The sequence below is a fragment of the Gilliamella sp. B2889 genome, from assembly GCF_026536885.1.
GTDB classification, from domain to species: Bacteria; Pseudomonadota; Gammaproteobacteria; order Enterobacterales; family Orbaceae; genus Gilliamella; species Gilliamella apicola_E.
In genome coordinates this window covers 488,280-511,063 of sequence record NZ_JAFNNF010000001.1, presented here as the reverse complement: position 1 = coordinate 511,063, position 22,784 = coordinate 488,280, and the positions used below count along the sequence as shown (strand labels likewise).

Annotated in this window: 23 protein-coding genes and 1 pseudogene; 15 read left to right on the top strand and 9 right to left on the bottom strand. The window is 34.8% G+C overall.

Annotated features, from left to right (window positions below; all coding sequences use genetic code 11):
- Positions 1–64 precede the first annotated feature (64 nt).
- From J3U09_RS02350 to J3U09_RS02330, 5 genes are all read left to right on the top strand, one after another.
- Entirely contained in the window at positions 65–2,362 is a 2,298-nt protein-coding gene (locus J3U09_RS02350; RefSeq protein WP_267356973.1) for a DNA internalization-related competence protein ComEC/Rec2, read from the top strand.
- Positions 2,363–2,429: 67 nt separating this feature from the next.
- Positions 2,430–3,443 carry a tetraacyldisaccharide 4'-kinase gene (gene lpxK, locus J3U09_RS02345; RefSeq protein WP_416380027.1) on the top strand — a complete coding sequence of 338 codons (1,014 nt, stop codon included), beginning with the start codon at positions 2,430–2,432 and terminating at the stop codon, positions 3,441–3,443.
- Positions 3,440–3,619 (top strand): Trm112 family protein, encoded by a 180-nt coding sequence (locus tag J3U09_RS02340; RefSeq protein ID WP_220224904.1) that lies wholly within the window; start codon positions 3,440–3,442, stop codon positions 3,617–3,619. Before lpxK ends, J3U09_RS02340 begins: the two co-directional genes overlap by 4 nt.
- A gap of 20 nt (positions 3,620–3,639) precedes the next feature.
- On the top strand, positions 3,640–4,404 hold the full coding sequence (gene kdsB, locus J3U09_RS02335) for a 3-deoxy-manno-octulosonate cytidylyltransferase (RefSeq protein WP_065561937.1): 765 nt from the start codon (positions 3,640–3,642) through the stop codon (positions 4,402–4,404).
- Positions 4,405–5,094, top strand: coding sequence for a DUF2461 domain-containing protein (locus tag J3U09_RS02330; protein WP_416379955.1), 690 nt, complete (start codon positions 4,405–4,407; stop codon positions 5,092–5,094). It begins immediately after the preceding gene.
- A gap of 24 nt (positions 5,095–5,118) precedes the next feature.
- Here the strand turns inward: J3U09_RS02330 and J3U09_RS10955 are convergent.
- Positions 5,119–5,433: pseudogene (locus J3U09_RS10955) on the bottom strand (MarC family protein).
- Positions 5,434–5,492: 59 nt separating this feature from the next.
- Entirely contained in the window at positions 5,493–6,014 is a 522-nt protein-coding gene (ssb, locus tag J3U09_RS02325) for a single-stranded DNA-binding protein (RefSeq protein ID WP_267352665.1), read from the bottom strand.
- Between the two features lie 204 nt (positions 6,015–6,218).
- Between ssb and corA the strand changes: the two genes are divergently transcribed.
- The 4 genes from corA to J3U09_RS02305 all read left to right on the top strand — a co-directional run bounded on the left by corA (position 6,219) and on the right by J3U09_RS02305 (position 8,997).
- The gene (corA, locus tag J3U09_RS02320) at positions 6,219–7,160 is read left to right on the top strand and encodes a magnesium/cobalt transporter CorA (RefSeq protein WP_065734620.1); all 942 of its coding nucleotides are present in this window, start codon (positions 6,219–6,221) and stop codon (positions 7,158–7,160) included.
- Between the two features lie 187 nt (positions 7,161–7,347).
- On the top strand, positions 7,348–8,307 hold the full coding sequence (locus J3U09_RS02315; RefSeq protein ID WP_267356970.1) for a glucokinase: 960 nt from the start codon (positions 7,348–7,350) through the stop codon (positions 8,305–8,307).
- Between the two features lie 22 nt (positions 8,308–8,329).
- Entirely contained in the window at positions 8,330–8,578 is a 249-nt protein-coding gene (locus tag J3U09_RS02310) for a YcgL domain-containing protein (protein ID WP_081299438.1), read from the top strand.
- Positions 8,575–8,997 (top strand): YcgN family cysteine cluster protein, encoded by a 423-nt coding sequence (locus J3U09_RS02305; protein WP_065561932.1) that lies wholly within the window; start codon positions 8,575–8,577, stop codon positions 8,995–8,997. The genes J3U09_RS02310 and J3U09_RS02305 overlap by 4 nt, the downstream gene beginning before the upstream one ends.
- A 27-nt stretch (positions 8,998–9,024) precedes the next feature.
- Here the strand turns inward: J3U09_RS02305 and J3U09_RS02300 are convergent, their stop codons facing one another.
- Together J3U09_RS02300 and J3U09_RS02295 are read right to left on the bottom strand one after the other, a co-directional pair.
- Positions 9,025–9,582 (bottom strand): YggT family protein, encoded by a 558-nt coding sequence (locus J3U09_RS02300; RefSeq protein WP_267356968.1) that lies wholly within the window; start codon positions 9,580–9,582, stop codon positions 9,025–9,027.
- A gap of 36 nt (positions 9,583–9,618) precedes the next feature.
- Positions 9,619–10,320 (bottom strand): YggS family pyridoxal phosphate-dependent enzyme, encoded by a 702-nt coding sequence (locus J3U09_RS02295; RefSeq protein WP_267356966.1) that lies wholly within the window; start codon positions 10,318–10,320, stop codon positions 9,619–9,621.
- Positions 10,321–10,356: 36 nt separating this feature from the next.
- On the opposite strand from J3U09_RS02295, the gene J3U09_RS02290 reads away from it, so the two are divergent.
- From J3U09_RS02290 to J3U09_RS02275, 4 genes are all read left to right on the top strand, one after another.
- Positions 10,357–11,295, top strand: coding sequence for a type IV pilus twitching motility protein PilT (locus J3U09_RS02290; RefSeq protein ID WP_267357075.1), 939 nt, complete (start codon positions 10,357–10,359; stop codon positions 11,293–11,295).
- Between the two features lie 108 nt (positions 11,296–11,403).
- A complete protein-coding gene (gene proC, locus J3U09_RS02285; RefSeq protein ID WP_267356964.1) occupies positions 11,404–12,213 on the top strand; it encodes a pyrroline-5-carboxylate reductase in 810 nt (269 codons plus the stop codon).
- Between the two features lie 293 nt (positions 12,214–12,506).
- Positions 12,507–12,716, top strand: a complete 210-nt coding sequence (locus J3U09_RS02280; protein WP_034909833.1) for a cold shock domain-containing protein — start codon at positions 12,507–12,509, stop codon at positions 12,714–12,716.
- A gap of 157 nt (positions 12,717–12,873) precedes the next feature.
- A complete protein-coding gene (locus tag J3U09_RS02275; RefSeq protein WP_220224893.1) occupies positions 12,874–13,155 on the top strand; it encodes a DUF5339 domain-containing protein in 282 nt (93 codons plus the stop codon).
- A gap of 19 nt (positions 13,156–13,174) precedes the next feature.
- Here J3U09_RS02275 and J3U09_RS02270 read toward each other — a convergent pair whose 3' ends face one another.
- The 3 genes from J3U09_RS02270 to J3U09_RS02260 all read right to left on the bottom strand — a co-directional run bounded on the left by J3U09_RS02270 (position 13,175) and on the right by J3U09_RS02260 (position 16,179).
- Complete coding sequence (locus J3U09_RS02270) at positions 13,175–13,645, bottom strand: thermonuclease family protein (protein WP_065561926.1); 471 nt, start codon at positions 13,643–13,645, stop codon at positions 13,175–13,177.
- 98 nt (positions 13,646–13,743) lie between these two features.
- The gene (gene fabA / locus J3U09_RS02265) at positions 13,744–14,265 is read right to left on the bottom strand and encodes a bifunctional 3-hydroxydecanoyl-ACP dehydratase/trans-2-decenoyl-ACP isomerase (RefSeq protein WP_065561925.1); all 522 of its coding nucleotides are present in this window, start codon (positions 14,263–14,265) and stop codon (positions 13,744–13,746) included.
- A gap of 138 nt (positions 14,266–14,403) precedes the next feature.
- On the bottom strand, positions 14,404–16,179 hold the full coding sequence (locus J3U09_RS02260; protein ID WP_267330894.1) for a Lon protease family protein: 1,776 nt from the start codon (positions 16,177–16,179) through the stop codon (positions 14,404–14,406).
- A 178-nt stretch (positions 16,180–16,357) separates the two neighbouring features.
- On the opposite strand from J3U09_RS02260, the gene J3U09_RS02255 reads away from it, so the two are divergent.
- Positions 16,358–18,124 (top strand): DUF3413 domain-containing protein, encoded by a 1,767-nt coding sequence (locus J3U09_RS02255; protein WP_220224890.1) that lies wholly within the window; start codon positions 16,358–16,360, stop codon positions 18,122–18,124.
- A gap of 25 nt (positions 18,125–18,149) precedes the next feature.
- On the opposite strand, the gene lipA is transcribed toward J3U09_RS02255, so the two are convergent.
- Complete coding sequence (gene lipA / locus J3U09_RS02250) at positions 18,150–19,103, bottom strand: lipoyl synthase (protein ID WP_065734553.1); 954 nt, start codon at positions 19,101–19,103, stop codon at positions 18,150–18,152.
- Positions 19,104–19,113: 10 nt separating this feature from the next.
- Positions 19,114–19,734 carry a lipoyl(octanoyl) transferase LipB gene (lipB, locus tag J3U09_RS02245; RefSeq protein WP_267330897.1) on the bottom strand — a complete coding sequence of 207 codons (621 nt, stop codon included), beginning with the start codon at positions 19,732–19,734 and terminating at the stop codon, positions 19,114–19,116.
- A 374-nt stretch (positions 19,735–20,108) separates the two neighbouring features.
- Here lipB and aceE point away from each other — a divergent pair, with 374 nt between their 5' ends.
- Positions 20,109–22,775, top strand: coding sequence for a pyruvate dehydrogenase (acetyl-transferring), homodimeric type (aceE, locus tag J3U09_RS02240; RefSeq protein WP_267356961.1), 2,667 nt, complete (start codon positions 20,109–20,111; stop codon positions 22,773–22,775).
- The last annotated feature ends 9 nt before the right edge of the window (positions 22,776–22,784 follow it).

The following is a 22,784-nucleotide window of genomic DNA, read 5'->3' as shown; positions in this document are numbered from 1 at the left end:
TTAACTTCAAAAAAATCTGAGCATGTTAGATTGGCTGTTTAGTCAATATAAGAAGTAGAAGTTGATGCGGTGTTCAATAGATTTAATGGCAATAGCAATTTCATTAGGTAGCATTCCATTAATTTTTTTACCATCGTTACCCAATGATCAAGATTGGTATATTTTAGCTTTTACACTGATTATTTTAGCGGCTAAATTTCAACGTTATTTTACTTTTATAATCATCCTTGGATTAAGCTTTCTCTGGTCGACCGCTATAGCAAAGCAATATCTCAGTTCAATTGAACCTTATATTGACCAAACATTAGCAATAACGGCAAAAGTTGAAAGTATTAATACACAGGCTCCTGCTAAAATTCAAACCATGACTCCCCATTATGTAAAATTTTCAATTACCAATATTTCCGATCAACCTTTGCCTTCACCCATACCTGTCATTATCTATTGGGAACAACCCGAATTAATAAAAGCTGGACAAATTTGGCAATTAACCATAAAAACTAAAGTAGTCCATAGTTATTTAAATGAAGGAGGATTTGATAAACAACGATTTGCGATAGCCAATAAATCTTTATTAAAAGCCAAAGTCATCAAATCAGTTCTAATCGAGGATAAATCTAATTTTCGACAACTCATTGCAGATAAATGCCTACCTTATATTAATTTATTTAGTTATCGAGATATTTTATTAGCACTTGGTTTTGGTGATCGCTCACAACTTGAAACTCATAATCGAATAACAATGATGCAAACAGGTGTTGCTCACTTAATGGCTATTTCTGGAATGCATATTCTATTAGTCTTTTATATTTGCTTTGGGATAACTAAAGGATTCGTTTTTTGCTTACCACAACGTTATATTTATTTCTTCCTACCGATTATAGTAGGTTGGTTGTGCAGTATTGGTTATACGTGGTTAACCGGCTTTAATCCACCAGCATTACGAGCGATTTTTGCTTTATCGATTTGGATATATTTGCGTTATAAGAATAATCAAATAAGTGCATGGCAAAAAGTTAATCGTATTATTGCATTACTATTAATTATTGATCCGTTAATGATATTGTCCGAAAGTTTTTGGTTGTCTTGCTATGCTGTTGTTAGTTTAATTTTTTTGTTTGATTGGTTACCACTACCTAACGCGATGAAAAATAAAAAACGGTGGTATTTATTTAGATTATTACATTTACAATTTGGTTTGACACTATTACTTCTACCAATCCAATTGTATGTTTTTCATGGTATAAGCGTTGTTTCACTGGTTGCTAACTTGATTGCTATTCCTATTATCTCTCTAATTACTTTCCCAGCAATTTTACTGGGACTAGTATTTAGTTTAATCAACTGTTTTTATCTTGCTTTATGGTTTTGGTTTGTTGCCCAATATTCGCTTGAATGGTTATTTCATTGTTTAGATTGTCTAAATTATATGTGGTTAACTATCTCAATGGATTTTTACTTTCTAAGCTTTATTGGTTGGTTAGCCTTTATAATAATAAGAGCAGCAGTTTGGCGAAGGTTTAGTTTTACACTTTTCATTATTTTGACGCTGGCTTTTTCTCCATTCTATAAACAACCAGATTATCTTTGGCGAATGGATATGCTAGATGTTGGGCATGGTCTTGCTATTGTAATTCACAATGGTGAATCAGCTATTTTATATGATACGGGTGCAAAATGGGAAAACAGCTCAGCAGCAGAGCAAATTATTACTCCTTTTCTGCAATGGCATAACCTCCAGCTTGAAGGAATTATTATTAGCCATAGTCACAATGATCATATTGGAGGATTATCCTATTTACAACAACGTTATCCCAATGCCTGGCTTATGAGTTCATCTTTAAGTTTACGCAATGATTATAATTGCTTAGCTAAGCATAATTTTTATTGGAAACACTTAAATCTTAAAGTGCTATGGCCGACTAAATTAGTTGATAACACGGAAAATGATGATTCGTGTGTAATACAACTTACTGATGGTCGATTTTCAGTGCTGTTAACCGGTGATTTAGAACGAAGGCAAGAGTATGATTTAGTTATGCAACATAAGAAAAATTTATCTTCAACAATATTACAGACTCCACATCATGGTAGTAATACTTCGTCAAGTTACCCATTTTTAAACTACGTTAATCCAGTTAATGCATTAACTTCAACCTCACGTTATAACCCTTGGCAACTCCCTTCAAATAAAATCACTGCTCGTTATAAAGAGTTAAATATTAATTATTTTGTTACAGGAAGAGAGGGGCAAATAAGTCTGTTTTTTTATCCTACTTCATGGCAGCAAAAAACGTTGCGACATGACATTAATCCAAGATGGTATCATGATTGGTTTGGTAGTTTACCGTTTTATGAGTAAAATAAGGGAAGTACTTTAAATAGGGTCACTAAAGGTTTAAAAATGATTGAAAATAGCAGGCGATATGATGATTGAAAAACTGTGGTATGGTAAAAATAAATCATTTTGGTTGCTACTGCCATTTTCATTATTATATGGATTTATTGCTTCCGTTCGTCGTCAACTATACAAACTTGGTGTATTAAAATCATGGCAGTCTCCTGTTCCAATTATTGTTATTGGAAATTTATCGGCGGGTGGTAATGGTAAAACGCCACTTGCCATTAGTTTAATTGAGGCGTTGAAATCTAAAGGGCTAAAAGTAGGATTAGTTTCGCGAGGTTATGGTGGAAAATCTGATCACTATCCATTAGTCTTAGATGAACATACTGGAACTGAACAAGCCGGTGACGAGCCTGTATTAATTTTTCAGCGAACCCATATACCGGTAGCAGTCGCGCCAAAACGAGTTGACGCAGTTAAAGCGTTATTAGAATCTTATCAATTGGATGTGATTTTAACCGATGATGGTCTACAGCATTATGCGTTAGCTCGTGATATTGAGATTGTTGTGGTAGATGGGAAACGCCAATTTGGTAATGGGTGGTGGATACCTGCTGGACCTATGCGAGAAAGAAGAGAAAGATTAAAATCGGTTGATTTAATTATAATCAATGGAGATAGCACAGGTGATATAGTAAATCAATTTCCAGATAAAACCTTCATCATGCAATTATTACCTGGTCATGTAGTTAATCTCTTAACTAACCAACAATGTGAATTGTCATCACTTCATCGTATTTGTGCAATTGCAGGTATCAGTAATCCAAAGCGTTTTTTTGATATGTTAATTAAAATGAAAGCTGATTTAGCTCATACAGAATCTTTTGCTGATCACCAGAATTTTACACTTCCGTTATTAGAGAAAGTAGTAGAAAATAATCAAACACTTTTAATGACTGAAAAAGATGCAGTAAAATGTCGTCAATTTGCATTACCTAACTGGTGGTATTTACCCATTGATGCAGTAATACCAAATCAAGCTATTGATAAGATTTATTCACTGTTTGTAGAAAAAAAATCACTAAGAGAAAAAAAATGATTCTATTAAGCGCTATTGCTTGTCCTATATGCCATGGTCAATTGGAGTATGATAAGCAAAATCAACAATTAATTTGCCAAAAAGATCGGCTGGTTTACCCGATTAAAGATGGTATTCCGGTTTTATTAGCAAGCGAAGCAAAGCAATTAGTTCCATCTCATTGTGATAAAGAATAAAAAAGTTTAGAGGTAATTTTATGAGTTTTACGGTAATTATTCCTGCAAGATATGCTTCAAGTCGTTTGCCAGGAAAACCGCTTGCAGATATTCATGGCAAACCAATGATAATTCGAGTTATGGAGCAGGCTAAAAAATCGTCAGCTAATCGAGTAATTATTGCAACTGATAACCAACAAGTATTTGATGTAGTCAAAAGCTATAATGGTGAAGTAATTCTGACTAGCGATAAGCATAATTCCGGTACAGAACGGTTAGCGGAAGTAATTGATAGTTACAAATTTGCTGATGATGAAGTTATCGTTAATGTTCAAGGTGATGAGCCTTTGATTCCCCCAGTTATTATTGATCAGGTAGCCGAAAATCTAGTGAAATTCAAAACTGGCATGGCAACGTTAGCTGTTCCTATTGATAGCGTTGAAGAGGCGTTCAATACGGGAGCAGTAAAAGTCGTGACAGATAAAGATGGTTATGCACTTTATTTTTCAAGAGCGACTATTCCTTGGGAGCGAGACCGTTTTGCTAATTTAAATGAGCAAGGTAAGGTAGATCAAATTGGCGATTTTTATTTACGTCATATAGGAATTTATGCTTATCGAGCTGGTTTTATTAGGCAGTATATAAAATGGGCACCTTCGGCATTAGAGTCAATTGAAATGCTAGAACAACTGCGTGTACTTTGGTATGGTGAAAAAATTCATGTCGCTGTAGCTAAAGAACCTCCAGCAATTGGTGTCGATACTCAAGAAGATTTAGAAAAAGTAAGAACATTATTTAAGGAGTAGATGATGGCAACGTTTACAGGTTTTACTCAGGCAGGATTAAACTTTTTACAAGATGCATGGATTAATAATAGTAAGGCTTGGTTTGATGAACACCGAGCTATTTATGACAATGATTTAGTAAAACCTTTTAGATTATTAGTTGAGCAGTTAACGCCAGCTATGCTAAAAATTGATGAGTGGTTTGAAACGCGTCCCGCTATTGGTAAAACCATATCTCGTATTCATCGTGATACTCGATTCTCAAAAGACAAATCGTTATATCGTAGCCGACTATGGTTAACTTTCAAACGCCCAAATCGTGATTGGAAAGAGGCGCCAGCCTATTTTTTTGAAATCAGTCCAGATTGTTATCGTTACGGATTAGGTTATTATTGTGCATCGAAACAGACTATGGATATATTTCGTGAAGAAATTTTAAATGATACCGAAAAATTTCTAAAAGTTATTCGCTGTGTTAAAAAGCCATTTGAATTAGTTGGTGAGTCTTACAAAAGACCTTTAATCAAAGATGAAAAAATATCGACATGGTACAACCGAAAAAATCTTGCCGTGATGGTAACCAATAATCATATTGAAGATGTATTAGATGGTAACTTAGCGGATAAACTTGCTAAAGGTTTTAAACAACTATTACCACTATATGATTATTTAATGCGGGTTGAAATGATTAAAAACATTCCAAATCTGTAAAATAGCTATGAAAAATAGCGCTCCTCAAATATTTGGAAAGCTTAATATTAATTCTTTAACACCATTTATAATAAACTGGGTACCCACACAAACCAATAAAAAAACCATAATTCTTGAAGTGGCTTCAATGCCACTTTTTCCCATAAACCGCATTATGTTGCCTGCGCTACGCATACAGAACTATAAAATAATACATAATAGTAATGGAATAGATGATGCATAAACTACCCAAGTTGATAGGTTATATCCCCCACTTTTCAAAGTTGAGGACATACTGATAATCATCGAAATAGTTCCTAGACCAGTGGTGCTTGGTATAGCAAGAGGTATAAATGCAATATTATTTGAAAAAGGCGTAATTTATACGCCTATATAAAAACGAATTGAGTAAATAACGATTAAAACGGAATATCGTCATCGAAATCCATTGGTGGTTCTGGCATAGCTGGTTGACTTGCTGGTGCAGTTGATGAAGCACGAGGTGCTGCAGGAGTAGTTGGCGCAGAGGATGTATTATTTGCACTTTGTCCCCAACTTTTTGAACCTTCATTATAAGAGTCATTATTAGGGCGGTTACCTAAAATTTGCAATACGCCACCAATAGGGTTGATAACAACTTCTGTAGTGTAACGATCTTGACCTGATTGGTCTTGCCATTTACGAGTTTGTAGTTGCCCCTCAATATAAACGAGTGTTCCTTTTTTAATGTATTCACCAGTAATTTCAGCTAATTTACCAAATACGACAATTCGATGCCATTCTGTTTTTTCTCGATTCTCGCCAGTTTGCTTGTCTTTCCAAGTTTCTGATGTAGCAACATTAAAATTTGCGACAGTATTACCAGTTGACATGACACGTACTTCTGGATCTTGACCTAAATTACCAACTAAAATGACTTTATTAATTCCTCGGGTTGCCATTATAAACTCCTAACAATTGCATATATATAATTGCGCTATTGTAACATGAGACTGAAATAACATCACCGAATTTAATTTAAATTTGGAAGTTTGTATCCAAATTTTAAAAATTCAGAAAGATTGGCTTAGACATAGGAATTTTTGCCTATAACGAGTATAATGCCACCCATTTCATATCTTAAACATTTTTCTGCTGGAGGCCTTATGATTAATGCGTTTGGATTAAAAAACAAACAATTAGTAAAAATTAATGAAGGCGATATAAAGAATGCGACTTGGATTGACTTGATCGAGCCGGAAGAAGCTGATCGTGAATTCATCCTGACCAATTTAGGTCAAAATTTAGCAACAAGTATCGAATTAGACGATATTGAAGCATCAGCTCGTTTTTTCGAAGATAATGAAGGACTACATGTTCACTCCTTCTTTTTTTATGAAGATGCAGAAGATCGTGCCGGTAACTCTACCGTCGCTTTTACAGTGCATAATGGACGTTTATTTACATTGCGTGAACGCGATTTACCTGCGTTTCGACTATACCGAATGCGTTCTCGTTATCAGGGAATGAATGATGGGAATCCGTATGAAGTTTTATTAGATTTATTTGAAGTTAAAGTTGAACAGTTAGCCGATCAAATTGAAAACATATATAGTGAGCTAGAAGAATTGAGCTTAATTATTATGGATCGTTCCGCTCAAGAGCATTATGATGAAGCGATTACTTCCTTAGCTGAGCTCGAAGATACGGCGTGGAAAGTACGTCTCTGTTTAATGGATAGTCAGCGTGCGGTTAACTATTTAGTTCGTCGTGCTAAGATGCCTGTTGAACAGTTAGAACAAGCGAGAGAAGTTATTCGAGATATTGAATCATTGGTACCCCATAATGAGTCATTATTCCAAAAGGTTAACTTTTTAATGCAAGCAGCTACTAGCTTTATAAATATTGAACAAAGCAGAATAATTAAGATTTTCTCGGTTGTTTCTGTGGTATTTTTACCACCAACAGTAGTTGCATCAGCATATGGTATGAACTTTGAAAATATGCCTGAGTTAAAATGGGAATATGGATATCCATTATCTTTATTGTTGATGTTAATAGCAGGGGTCGCTCCTTACATTTACTTTAAACTCAAAAAATGGCTTTAGTGGTTATTTTCCTTTCAACTTTTTAAAAATTACCCGCTAACAATTTTGTTAGCGGTAATAGTAAATTCTGTTAAAGCAATCTAGTTAAATCATTATAAATAGTCCATAATATTGCCAGTTTTATTTTTAATATTTATTGAACTATTGTTCATATAGAAAGATTTTATTTTTAGAAAAAGGGAATAACATGAGTCAATATGCACTAGTTACGGACATTGGTGGAACCAACGCTCGTTTTGCACTTTATGATTTAGCAACTAATGAATTATCCGCAATAACTAAAATCCTCATTTCAAAAGATGATGTACTACTTGAATTAATTAAAAACTATTTGAAATCCCAAGCGGTAACAGTGGATATGGCTTGCATTGCCATAGCTTGCCCAATCAATGAAAGTGATTTGATTGAAATGACTAATAATAATTTGTCGTTTTCTCGTTCAGAACTTATCAAAGAACTTAAACTAACTAAGTTAGAAGTAATTAATGACTTTACTGCAGTTTCAACATCTATTCCTCAATTATCCGCGCAAGATGTGGTTAAAATTGGTGGTGAGGAGCCGAATCTTGATTATCCAATAGCAATCTATGGTGCCGGAACGGGGTTAGGGGTTTCTCATTTAGTTAAAGTTAATGGTTATTGGATTAGCCTATCAGGCGAGGGTGGTCATACAGAATTACCTATGGTTAATGAACAAGAAGATCGAATTTTAGCTCAGTTAAGAAAAAAATTTGGTCGAGTTTCTTCAGAGCGTTTTTTATCGGGTAATGGTATTGTTAATATCTATCAAGCTTTGTTACAGATCAATAATCAACCAGTTGAAGATATCACCCCAGATATTATTGTGAATAAAGCATTATCAAATAGTTGCCCAATTTGCTCAGAAACATTAACTCATTTTTGTACTTTTATGGGGCGATTTGGGGGTAATTTAGCTTTAACACTTAATACTCAAGGCGGTGTGTATATTGCTGGCGGTATTGTGCCTAGATTTATAGAATTTTTTAAATCATCACCATTTAGAGAAGCATTTGAACATAAAGGTCGTATGTCTTATTTAGTTAAAAAAATTCCTGTTTATGTGATTACTCATAAAGATCCGGGATTATTTGGTGCAGGTGTCTATTTGCAAAATAGCCTGAGATAATTGAGAAATAGGATTTTAGTTTATGATGTGGTGTTATATTTATAGAAGCACAAAAAAAGAAAATTGTTATCTTTATATGGAAAAAGAGAACGATTTCTCTCCAATTCCTGAAAAAATTATGTCAATTTTTGGCACGCCAGCTTTTGTCATGAAAGTCTTACTCGATGGTAAACGGCGTTTTGTGGTAGGAACAGCACAGGAAATTGAGGAAAAAATTAAAGCGGATGGATTTTTCTTACAAATGTTAAATGAAGACGATTTTAAAGTATGATTGAACCATTTTGGGAATATAAAACTTTAGATCAAATGAGTGATGACGAGTGGGAACAACTATGCGATGGTTGTGGCCAATGTTGCCTAAATAAATTACAGGACGAGGATACTGACGAAATACTGTATACCAATGTTGCATGTAATTTGCTTGATTCAAATACCTGCCAGTGCAGACATTACCACAACCGTTTTAAATATGAGCCTGATTGCATCAAGCTAACAAGAGAAAATTTACTGACAATTGAGTGGTTACCAGCAACTTGCGCTTATCGTTATTTTTCAGAAACAGGGCAGTTACCGCAATGGCACCCATTAATTGTTGGAAATAAAAAGTTAATGCACAAATTAAAAATATCAGTCAAAAATCGAATTGTGTATGAAAAAGATGTGATTTGTTGGGAAGATCATATTATTTAAAAAGAGAGCCTAGGCTCTCTTTTATTTTTATAGTATAAGCCATAAATTTCCAAGAAAATCGACAGCTAATAAGTTTAAAAACATTAATATAAAAACAAATATCATAAATGAAATATCAATCATACCTAATGGCGGTATAATGCGCCGAATAGGTGCAATAAGTGGTTCTGTTAATTGAGCAAGTAATTCATCAGTATAAGATTGTCCACGACTAACCCAACTTAAAATAGCTCTAAATAATAATAACCAAAAAATGAGGTGTCCAACCGCATGAGCCATTGCAGCCAAGGCGAATAATAAGTAATAAGGGCTAAACAACGGTGCGTTATATCCCTCAAAACGGAAAATAAACATAATTTTTAGTAATGCAACTGCATAAAAGAGAATCCATGTCGCCGTGTCGATAAGGCCAATAGATGGAATAAGTTTTCGCATTGGACCAATAATCGGTTGGGTAATACGAACAATAAATTGAGTAAAGGGATTATGAAAATTTACTCGCCCATACTGCATCCACAAACGTAGAATAAGTATGTATAAGCAAATAGTGAAAATAGCCCTTCCTAAGAAGATTAACGAAATCATTTAATACTCCTAAAATCTAAAATGATCTGCAATATATCACACATATTGCCGTGCACCAAAGATTGCACTACCAATGCGAACCATTGTACTGCCTGCAACAATAGCTGCTTTCATATCGCCTGACATGCCCATTGATAATGTATCTAAAAAAGGATAATCCGTTTTCAATGATTCTAAAAGCTGAGTCATCTGTTCAAATACCTCAAGTTGTTTGGCATAATCATTTTCTATCTCGGGGATAGCCATAAGGCCACGTAACCTTAAATTAGGTAATGTAATTATCTGCTTAACCAAATCGGCGACTTCATCTACTGCAATTCCAGATTTACTCTCTTCATTACTAATATTTACCTGAATAAGAACATTTAGCTTATCCATATCTGTAGGTCGCTGATCATTTAAACGCTGAGCAATTTTGAAACGTTCAATGGTGTGCATCCAATCAAAATTTTCAGCAACTAGCTTAGTTTTATTTGATTGCAATGGCCCGATAAAATGCCAAGTAATCGGGGTATCCGGCATATTTTTATTAAAGTAAGCAATCTTTTCAACACCTTCTTGAACATAATTTTCACCAAAGGCTAATTGGCCTGCATCAATTGCTTGAGCGATTAATGTGACCGGCTTGGTTTTACTTACTGCAATAAGTTCAATTGTATTGGGATTTCGATCGCAATCTAAGGCAATTTTATGTATTTCATTTTTAATCTTGATTAAATTGTCATGTACTGTATTCATATTAATTCCCAATAAACTAATGGATAGTGAGTGAAAATGATAAATTCAATGTTGGCTTTTAGTGTAACGCAAAAAGCTTCTGATTTGCATCTTTCTAGTGGTGAAAAACCGTGGATTCGTATTAATGGTGAGCTAAAACCTATTGCGCAAGATAAATTATCGCCACAAAAACTTGAAATTGATTTATTTAATCTATTAAATGACGATCAAAAGGGGCTATTACAACAGCATCGACAAATTGATTTTGGTTATCATCTTGAAGATATAGGCCGTTTTAGGGTAAATATTTTTTTTCAAAAACGTGGTATTTCAGCCGTATTTCGAATTATTAAGCAAAAAATACCAAGCTTAACTGATATTCAGGCACCTGATGTACTAAATGAATTAGCAAAAGCAGAATCTGGAATTATCTTAGTTACTGGCGCAACAGGTAGTGGAAAATCGACAACTTTAGCTGCATTAATTAATCATATAAATCAGACGTTAGCTAAACATATTATCACATTAGAAGACCCTATTGAGTTCATTTATCAAAGTGATAAATCACTTATACAACAACGCGAAATTAACCATTTTGGTGATGCAATTGATAGTTTATTAAGGCAAGATCCAGATATCATTTTATTGGGTGAATTACGCAATAAACAGACCATTCAAGCTGCATTAACTATTGCTGAAACCGGTCATTTAGTTCTTGCTACATTGCACACACGTACCGCAATACAGACAATCAACCGTATTATTGATGTCTTTGAAGAGGGAACACGTGCATTAATTCGCACTCAACTATCAAATAGTTTAAAAGCGATAGTCTGTCAAAAATTAATACCTTATAAACAAAGTCGAAAAGCTATTTTTGAAGTTCTGATCAACACCCCAGCCGTCAGCAATTTGATCAACGAGGGTAAAACAAGGCAGATATTATCATTAATGCAAACAGGTCAACAAGTTGGTATGCAATTAATGCTGGATTAAGTTAAATAGTAAAAATTTCGTCTTCTTTTTACTCGTAAATTTTATAAGTTTTATTCAAAAATTTATTTTATAATCTTTATAGTATTTCATTCATAAAGGTATAAACAAATGGAACAGCGTATAGGTCTTATCGGTATTGGTAATATGGGGAATGCTATTTTACAAGGTATTTTAGCAAGTAATATCGTGCCGAGAACGCAAATTTACGTTTATGATCCTCATCCCGAAAAGGGCCAAGCACTTAATCAAACTCATTCAATAAATAATTTAGAATCGGCAAAAGATGTTGCACGAGAATCAGATATTGTTTTCATAGCAGTTAAACCCAATGTTATTGTGGATGTATTAAATGATATTCAAAAAGAGTTAAAAAAAGATACTATTGTTATCTCGATTGCCGCCGGTGTAACGATTAAAACTATTGCGCAATGTGTAGGCTATGAACAAAAAATTGTTAGAGTTATGCCAAATACTCCAGCTTTAGTTAATGCCGCTATGTGTTCTATCACACCTAATACAGAAATTACTGATCAAGAATTAACAATTGTTGAAACTTTATTAAATTGTATTGGTGAAACAGAAGTTGTACCTGAATACTTAATTGATGCCGTAGTTGGGGCAAGTGGCTCTTCTCCTGCATTTGTATTTATGTTCATTGAAGCATTGGCTGATGGTGCAGTTAAAGGTGGTTTATCTAGAAAACAAGCTTACAAATTTGCGGCACAAACAGTGATGGGTTCAGCTAAATTATTGCTGGAGACAGGAAAACATCCAGGTGAATTAAAAGATATGGTTTGTTCACCAGCCGGTACTACAATTGAAGGCGTGCAAGTACTTGAGGAAAAAGGCTTTCGAGCAGCTATCATTGACGCAGTAGAGGCTTCAATTCAAAAATCCAAAGATTTGTCAAAAAATTAAAGATTGTTAACATGAACAATAACAAATAGTTATTGTTCATTTCATTTTTAATTGTAAATAATAGCAAATCATTGCTTGTGTTAGTCATCTATTTATGAGTTAATAGTCATCAGCATATTACATGCAGATATATTTTGTAACATTTAGATTTATGCAGTTTGTAGTTTACTTTAATCACATTTGTATTAGTTCTCTTCAGTCTTCTCTTCTGTTTGTTAATAAGTAGTCTAGGTTTTATGTTCTAATGTTTCGCCTTTGATGGCTGTAATTAATTTATTTATAGGAAGATTTTTATGTCTAAAAAAACTGGTCAAGTTAAATGGTTCAATGAAAGTAAAGGTTTTGGTTTTATTTCACCTGCTGATGGAAGTAAAGATGTGTTTGTTCATTTTTCTGCAATCTCTGGCGATGGATTTAAAACTTTAGGCGAAGGTCAACAAGTTGAGTTCTCTATCCAAGATAGTCCTCGTGGCCCTGCTGCTGCTGATGTTACAATTATCTAATTGTATTCTCATATAACCTTATCAGTATTCAAATACTGATAAGAGTTTTTACATTTAAATTATAGACTTTCCTTAGCAATTCTTATATTATCCCTCCGAAGTAATTCAATAACATATTTTATGTTCTAAATATTTATAATTTTAAGGAAAAGAAACAATGAAAAAATTAGTATTATCTGTTGCATTATTAGGTTTATCTTCTGTTGCTATGGCTGAGTTATCAGAATCTTGCAAAACTTACTTTGAAAAAGTTGATAGCTTTGTTAAAGCCATTCCTGAAGATGCTGCAACTAAACAACAAACAGATATGATCAAACAAAATTTAGAAACAGCTAAACAACAAATTTCAGCAATGCCTGCTGCAAATCAAGAAGAAGGCTGTAAACAAGCAACTGAAGTATTAAAACAACTAGAAGCTTCAATCCCAGCTAAAAAATAAAGTCATTGTTTAGACGCTATTATTTCTTACGATAGCGAAAATCCCAAGGGGCTATTGGATGTTTATCTTTCCATAGTCCTTTTTTGTTTTGTTTAGCTTTTAATTCGAGCTTTACCATATTCTTATTACTAGCAACGCCTTTGAAGCGGTAAGCCCACGCAAAGCCATTTTCCACCATCTTAGCATTAATGTTGACTTGTTTTAGATAGATGACGCCTAATGTCCGTTGATAAATATCCTTTTTATTTTCTTTAACATAAACAGTTTTACCCGCAATCAACGATGCTAAGTATTTTCTTGATGCATTACCATATGCTTGGTGTCTTTCTGGAGCATCAATATCGAGTAACCGGACGCGAATTTTTTTATTTGTTAATATATCAACGGTATCACCATCAATTACTTTTACAACTTTACCATTAAAGTCTGCTTGTGCTTGACCGATTACAACAAATAAGAGGATTAGTAGAGATTTTCTTAAAAAATACATTACGGATTGTTTCTTAAAATAGTAGCGTAAAAAAAGCTACTCCTTGCTAATTATCAATAATTAATAATAGTGAGCAAGGAGTGTAAGATTATATTGAATTAAAATTCAGACGTGTCTTTAAATAAACCAACTTTAAGATCAGTTGCTTCATAAATTAATTTACCATCAACGTAAACTTCACCATCGCCGATTCCCATGATTAATTTACGATTAATAACACGTTTAAAATTAATTTTATAAGTCACTTTTTTGTTATTAGGTAATATTTGACCTTTTAATTTTAATTCACCAACACCAAGCGCTCGGCCTTTACCTTTACCGCCAATCCAGCCTAAATAAAAACCGACTAATTGCCATAAAGCATCAAGACCAAGACAACCAGGCATTACCGGATCGTTTTTGAAATGACATTTAAAAAACCATAAATCAGGATTAATATCAAACTCAGCTTCAACATAACCTTTACCGAAACTACCACCGTCTTCATTCATTTCAATAACGCGATCCATCATTAGCATCAAATCAGACGGTAATGGCGGTCCATCATGACCAAATAATTCACTATTACCTGATTTAATTAGATCTGCTTTATCATACGAAGATTTACGTTCAAATGTCATAAAAAAACCTTTTATTTTGTTGTCATTACATAATTGCTTATAGAATCATTATTGATTAAAAAACTAATAATTAACCTAAGCTGTAAAGTTTTACATGATTATTTCATTAATCGCATCAATGAAATTTTGGTCTCAAGTTTATTGTGTATTGTTACTTTTTGCAATTTTTTTCCAGCGACTAAGCCAACCATCACGTCTTCTATCTTGAATTAGCATTGATTGCATACGAGCATGAATCAACTTATAAAGACTAATATTATTCTCATCTTTGTAAGGAATACCAGTTAACAAATAGAGCGCATCGGCGACATGTTCGACAGTCCAAATAGAGAATTTATCATTATTAATTGCCTCAATAATGTCATCGCTTAAGCTTAAATGGCGCTGATTACTAGCAGGAATAATAACACCTTGTTGGCCTGTCAAACCTTGGTGCTGACAAACAGCAAAAAATCCTTCTATTTTCTCATTAACGCCACCAATAGATTGAACATGGCCAAATTGGTCAACCGATCCTGTCACAGCTAATTGCTGATCGATAGGTTGATTAGATAGCGCACTAATCAGCGCGCAAAGCCCCGCCAGTGAAGCGCTATCGCCATCAATCTCATTATAGGATTGTTCAAATACTAATGATGTAGAAAACGGAAGTTGATGATTGATTGCAAACTCAGACATAATAAACGCTTGCATAATCATCATCCCTTTAGAATGAATATTGCCAGCAAGATCGGTTTTACGTTCAATATCAATTAATTCACCGTCACCAAAATGGACAAGACAGCTTAACCGTGTTGGCTCACCAATCGCTTTTGGATAACCGGGGTATTCAATAACTGACAACCCATTAATCTGCCCAACCACTTGTGACTGAGTATCAATCAAAATTTGATTGGTAAAAATCTCATCATGGAACCGCTCAGCTAAATAATTTTCTCGCCATGCTTTTTGTTCTAAAGCCTTTGTGACGGCTAAAGCATCAATATTCTGATTTTCTATAAAATAAGATGAATTTAGCAGAATCGATTGCACCCATTCAACGCTAAGTGGTAAATAATATTGATCACCCGTATACCTTGTTGCGTGTTTATAAATTTTAGCAAAAGCAGATTGCTCAATTTTGGGTAGCGCTAAGTGGTGACTTATAAATTGTAAATAATTCATCCAATCATTAATTCGCTGAGGTTCAGTGATATGCATTTCACTTTCAAATTCAGCGTAAATAGATGATGAATAAAATTCTGGTTCAAATTCCTGCAATTCAGCTAGAGAGAGTCTATCTCCGACTAAAATAATGCGTAAATCCAACGGCATGGCAGGAATAGATAATGGTAATGGATGAGAATCATCAGCTGAAAACCATTCAAAAGTTTGTGACAGAACCATCTGTTTTAACTTAGCCCAAACTACTGGTTGCGCAAGCAGTGAACGCAATCCTAAAATTAAAACACCACCATTAGCATCATGAACTAAACCAGCTTGTAATTTGATTGGACTATTTTCAGGTTGCCTAACACAACCAAATAGTTTTTCCATATCAACGATTGTTGCTGATAGACAATTATCTTGGGATGCAAAATTATCTTGCTTACTTTTCGCTTCAGTTAAGGTAATTTTATTATCACTAAAGTAATAGCTATAACCTAAATGGGTCGTTGTGAGATTACGCTTTACCGACTGCTTTAATAAATCAAAAAAAAGCTCGCTTTCAGATGCTTTTAAAAGCACAAAGCGTGAACGATACTGCGTATTATGATTTTTGCACAATAAGGATACAGCAGCAGCAACGCGAGGTTGCCACGATAACAAATTGGTTAATCCATCACTGCATAAATTTGTTTTAATATCGCTATTATTTACAATGTCATTTACGTTAGGTTGGACTTCTTGAGAGTTGAGTTGTTTGATTGCCAAAGTTAGTATCTTTTTAATTAGCTATATTATTAAAGCAAATTATAACAAGTATCGATAGCAACGCCAACAAATAACCAAAGGCTTTATGCTAAAAAAATTACGGAAAGATTTTAAAAAATCAGTTAAACTGTGACGTAAATTTCAATTAAGTTTTTCTTGGTAATTACTACAATTAAATATGCTCAAACTCAAAAACAATCATATCAAAGACGATAAAACCTCGCAGATAGTTAGTTGGGGGCATTGGTTTACGCTATTTAATATTCTGGTAGTCATTTTACTTGGTAGCCAATATTTGCTCATTGCTGATTGGCCCCGAACATTCATGGGGCGTTTTTATGCAATTATTAGTGCGATTGGGCATTTTAGTTTTCTTACTTTCATTGTTTATTTGATATTGCTTTTTCCGTTAAGTTTTCTTATTCACTCTTCACGATGGCAAAGGATTATTGCAACTATCGTTGCAACGATAGGAATTAGTTTACTGCTTATTGATGTTGAAGTTTTCTCGCATTTTAGAATGCATCTAAATTTATCTATCTGGCAACTATTTACCTCGGATAAAGCATCTTTTCTCAATAGTGCATTTATATTAATACCCTTTATTCTTTTGGTTGAAATATTATTCTCGATTTGGAGTTGGAAAAAGCAACGCAGTTTAAGTAAACGCAAACGTTTTGCCAGACCTGTAGTAATAGGTTTTATTCTATGCTTTGTCTCATCACATTTGATTCATATTTGGGCCGATGCTAACTTCTATCGTCCAATTACGATGCAACGATCAAGCTTACCGCTGTCGTATCCGTTAACGGCGCGTCATTTTCTTGAGCGTTATGGATTTATTGAAGAGAATGGTTATCGTAATCGCGCAATTCAAGAAGGTAACCCATTTGCGATCGCTATTGAATACCCACTCGATAAAATTTCATTTAATGAAAATCAAGATAAACCGAATATCTTGATTATTGATATTAATGGCTGGAATGATCGACTATTAGCCAATAATATGCCTTGGCTGAAAGAATTTGCTAGCCAAAATATACAATTTACTAATCATTATGGCGCAAGTAGCCAAGCCTACTTAAATAACTTCTCATTATTCTATGGCCTTGACCCGAATTATTATAATAGTATCTTGGCAGGGCATAAGCCATCGGTATTATTCGAAACTGTAACGAAACAACATTATAACGTTGGTCTATTTTCTGCTGATGGTTTTTCTGAACCACTTTATCGTTATGCATTATTGTCTAATTTTACTACCCCAGATGGTAAAAAACAGTCTAACAAGCAAACCACTGATAATTGGATGGCATGGCATGATGAACAAAATCAACTCGAAAACCACGCTCCTCTATTTTCTGTCATCCAATATTCACTGGGTGCCAAAAATAAAAAAATGCCAATAACCGAACTAGAAACAGATGCAAAAAAACTCGACCAATATTTAGAATCTTTAATTGCATATTTAACATTATCTAATGCATACGAAAACACCATAATTATTATTACCGGTTCTAATGACATAAAAATAGATGATGCTAAAAAATCTGCTTTACGTAATGATGAAATTAGCTTTAATCGAAATACCTTAAAAGTACCATTAATTATTTCGTGGCCAGGTAAAGAGGCAAAAGAAGTTGATAATATAACTTCTGAAACGGATATATTAAGAACATTAATGCAAGATGCTCTCAACGTCACTACACCTGCAAAACAGTATAGCCAAGGTCAAAATCTATTTCAAGAGCGTGAATGGATTCTAGCTGGAAGTGAAAATCAGGTTGCAGCGCTTTATGGTAATAAAACCGTGGTAATTGATGCGTATGGACGATCTAAAATCTATGATCTAAACGGTAATCAATTGAAAGATGAAAAGATAAACTTACCTACATTCTTACAAATTGTCACCGAAAATCGTCATTTTATTGTGGTAGATAATTAAACAATGTTTTCCAAAGAGGTGAATATTACTTCACCTCTTTTCCCATTGCTTGTAGATCAGCATGATAAGATGAACGCACAAATGGTCCGCAAGCTGCATGGGTAAATCCCATAGCCAGCGCCATCTGTTTTAATTCATCAAATTCCTCAGGTGAAACATAACGCTCCACTGGCAAATGATACTTACTTGGTTGGAGATACTGACCTAAAGTTAGCATGGTAACACCATGGCTACGCAAATCTTTTAAAACCTGAATAAGTTCTTCATTGGTTTCGCCTAAACCAACCATCAATCCTGATTTTGTCGGAATTTCGGGGTGTTTTTGTTTAAACGTTTCAAGTAATTGTAACGATCCCTCATAACTTGCTCCTGGGCGTATTTTTTTATACAAACGAGGAATATTTTCCAAATTATGATTAAACACATCCGGAGGGTTTTCACTTAAAACCGCAACGGCTTCATCAACACAACCACGAAAATCAGGAGTTAAAGTTTCAATTTTTATATTCGGGCTTAATGAACGAATCTCTTGAGTACATGAAGCAAAGTGACTTGCTCCGCCATCTTTCAAGTCATCACGATCAACAGAGGTGATCACAACATAACGCAATTTCATCTCTTGAATTGTTTGCGCAAGCTTATTCGGTTCCTCACGGTCTGGTGGCAAAGGGCGACCATGAGCAACATCACAGAAAGGACAACGACGAGTACAAATATCCCCTAAAATCATAAAAGTCGCGGTCCCATGATTAAAGCACTCCGCCAAGTTAGGGCATGAAGCCTCTTCACAAACCGAATGTAACCCATGTTTACGCATCGTATTTTTAATATGCGTAATATTTTCTGTATTTGCCGACAACTTAATTCTCATCCAATCAGGTTTTTTTAAAGGAGCTGTATCCTCTATAGTGATTGAGGGAATTAGACGCGTTTTTTCGGCATCACGATATTTTGAACTGCGGATTTCAGTATTTTGCATAATTCACATCTTAATAGTTTGGTAGCTGATTAATAAAATAATCAGTCAATAAATGGTTAATCTCTTGGCGATCAATTTTTGAAACATATTGTTTCAACTGCGTCATTTCTAATCCAGCATAACCACATGGATTAATATAATTAAAAGGAGTGAGATCCATATCGATATTAAGGGCTAATCCATGTAAGGTACAGCCACGCTTAATATGTAATCCAAGAGAACAGATCTTCTGTTGATTGACATAAACGCCCGGAGCGTCTTGTTTTGAATAGGCGACTATCTCATAGTGTTTTAATGTTTGAATAACACTATTTTCTAAATAATTGACGACATCACGAATACCTATTTTACGCCTTTTTAAATCCAATAAGATATACATAATTTGTTGTCCAGGCGCATGGTATGTAATTTGACCACCACGATCAGTTTGCACAACAGGAATATCCGTTTTAGTAAGCAGGTGCTCAGGTTTTCCAACCTTACCTTGAGTAAAAACCGGAGGATGTTCAACTAGCCAAATCTCGTCTTGAGTTTGCTTATCACGCTGCTGAGTAAAATCATGCATAGCTTGATAAGTATGCCAATAAGGCATAGTGTTTAACTCTTTAATAATGACGTTTTTACTTGGCATATTATCAGTCAATTCAGTCTTAATTTAACAATAAATTAACAACTATATAGCAGATTTTACTATAACTTGACAACCGCTAACTATTCAAGGTATAACTCAAAACGCAGTATTCTTTCCAATCTCATGAGTTAAATTTGACTTATATCAAATAATTATCTTTTTATTTATATTAATAATTGAAATAGTTGATTAATTTAATAGGAATTAACATTCTTTTCAGAGCGGTGGTTTGCTTTACTTTTTAATGGAAACTGGCAGACTGATATCAATTAAGCATCCGTAATGCAAAGTTGAAGCTTATAATTTTAGTTATGGCGTCTGTTATAGCTAAGGATAGCAAAAACTGCATTTTTTAAACAAAAAAGAGGTTTTATATGTCGGACATGCAAATGAATGATATCGATCCAGTCGAAACAAAGGATTGGCTGGAAAGTTTAGATTCTATTATTCGAGAAGAAGGCGTCGAACGTGCTCAATATATTATTGAACAGATTGTCAATAAAGCTAGAGATGGTGGTGTACCTTTACTATTTGGTTCTTCAACCAGTAACTATATAAACACAATCCCTGTCGAAGAACAACCAGCATATCCAGGTGATTGGGAAATTGAAAGACGAATCCGTTCAATTGTTCGTTGGAATGCAATTATGATGGTCTTACGAGCTTCTAAAAAAGATTTAGAGCTTGGTGGTCATATGGCATCATTCCAATCTGCTGCTACATTTTATGAAGTATGTTTTAACCATTTCTTCCGTGCTCGCAATGAAAAAGATGGTGGGGATTTAATCTATTTCCAAGGTCATATCTCACCGGGTATCTACTCACGCGCTTTTATTGAAGGTCGTTTAACTGAAGAACAGCTTGATAACTTTAGGCAAGAAGTTCACGGTAAAGGTTTATCATCTTATCCTCATCCAAAATTAATGCCGGAATTCTGGCAATTCCCAACCGTATCAATGGGGTTAGGACCAATTAGTGCAATCTTCCAAGCTCGCTTTTTAAAATACTTAAACCATCGTGGTTTAAAAGATACCACTGAACAAACGGTTTACGCGTTCTTAGGTGATGGTGAAATGGATGAGCCAGAAGCAAAAGGTGCAATCACAGTTGCAACACGTGAAAAACTTGATAATTTAGTCTTTGTTATCAATTGTAACTTGCAACGTCTTGATGGTCCGGTAACCGGAAATGGCAAAATAGTGAACGAACTAGAAGGTGTGTTTGCTGGTGCTGGTTGGAATGTGATTAAAGTACTTTGGGGCGATCGTTGGGATAAATTATTGCAAAAAGATAAATCAGGAAAATTAATTCGTTTAATGAATGAAACTCTTGATGGCGATTATCAAACCTTCAAATCAAAAGACGGCGCTTATGTACGTGAACACTTCTTTGGAAAATATCCTGAAACGGCTGAATTAGTCAAAGATATGTCTGATGAAGAGATCTTTAGACTAAACCGTGGTGGTCAAGACCCCGAAAAAATGTTTGCTGCATTTGCAAGAGCAAAAGAGACAAAAGATCGCCCAACAGTTATTTTAGCCCACACCATTAAAGGTTATGGAATGGGTGAAGCCGCAGAAGCGAAAAACATTGCACACCAAGTCAAAAAAATGAATATGGATGGCGTTCGCCATGTTCGTGACTTCTTCAACATTCCAGTTACTGATGAAGCACTCGAAAAATTACCTTATATCAAATTCGAAGAACATAGCCCGGAATACAAATATATTCATGAACGACGTCAAGCATTACATGGTTATGTGCCTTCACGACTAACTAAATTCTCAGGAACGGTTTCTATCCCTCCTTTAAGCGAATTTGCGCCATTACTTGAAGCACAATCTAAAGAAATCTCAACCACTATCGCTTTTGTGCGTGCACTTAACATCATGCTAAAAGATAAAGATTTAGCACCGCGACTAGTACCAATTCTCGCTGACGAAGCGCGTACGTTTGGTATGGAAGGTCTCTTCCGCCAAATTGGTATATATAACCCACATGGTCAACAATATACCCCACAAGATAAAGAGCAAGTTGCTTACTATCGTGAAGATGAAAAAGGTCAAATTCTCCAAGAAGGTATTAACGAATGTGGCGCGACTGCATCATGGTTAGCGGCTGCTACTTCTTATAGTAATAACGATTTACCGATGATTCCTTTCTACATCTATTACTCAATGTTTGGCTTCCAACGCATTGGTGATTTAATGTGGGCGGCGGGTGACCAACAAGCTCGAGGCTTCATGATTGGAGGAACTTCTGGTCGCACTACATTAAATGGTGAAGGCTTACAACACCAAGATGGTCACAGCCATATTCAAGCATTAACCATCCCTAACTGCTTATCATACGATCCAGCCTACGCTTATGAGGTCGCGGTTATTATGCAAGATGGCTTACGTCGTATGTATGGTGAACAAGAAAATGTTTACTACTACATCACCACACTAAATGAAAACTATGCCCAACCTGCAATGCCTGAAGGTGCAGAAGAGGGGATTCGTCGTGGTATTTATAAGTTAGATACCGTTGAAGGCCAACAAGGCAAACCAACAGTTCAATTATTAGGTTCTGGATCAATACTACGTCATGTTCGTGAAGCGGCTGATATCCTTGCTAAAAACTATGGCGTCAGTTCTGACATTTACAGTGTAACGTCATTTACCTTACTTGCTCGAGATGGTCAAGATTGCGAACGTTACAACATGTTACATCCAAGCGAAGAAGCAAAAGTGCCATATGTTGCTCAAATAATGAATAACAATCCTGCCGTTGTTTCCACTGATTACATGAAACTTTATGCAGAACAAATTCGAGGATTTGTACCAGCAGAAAGCTACCGAGTACTCGGTACAGATGGATTCGGTCGTAGTGATAGCCGAGAAAATTTACGTCATCATTTTGAAGTCGATGCATCTTATGTTGTGATTGCAGCACTAGGAGAACTAGCTAAACGTGGTGATATTCAACCGAGTATTGTTGAAGACGCGATTAAAAAGTTCGAAATCAATGCTGACAAACTCAATCCACGTATTGCATAAGAGGTAAAA